The organism is Gilvimarinus sp. 1_MG-2023, assembly GCF_030548285.1.
This window is the reverse complement of record NZ_JAUOSC010001390.1, coordinates 1-251: the sequence shown is the minus strand read 5'-3', so window position 1 is coordinate 251 and position 251 is coordinate 1. Positions and strand designations below refer to the sequence as shown.

General features: G+C 40.2%; 1 protein-coding gene. It reads left to right on the top strand.

What is annotated here, in order from left to right:
* On the top strand, window positions 1-251 hold a 251-nt coding region (locus Q4563_RS21395; protein ID WP_303605956.1), incomplete at both ends, for a hypothetical protein.

Genomic DNA, 251 nt, shown 5'->3' with positions numbered 1-251 from the left:
GCACTCAATGAAGCCCAAGCAGAAAAACGGATTCAAATATTAAATATTACCCACCCAAATTCAAACCCTGAAAACTCCAGTACCTGGGGCGGAAGTTATCAAGTTTACACTGCTCGCTCACAGCCTTTGGTATTGAGTACAACGTATCAGAAGTTTTTAGATGAAGATCTGTTTGATCGTACTGAAATTGCAACAATCCAACAGATTCTAAAAACCCAGTATGTGCTGGATGGAGAAACCTTCTACTACAC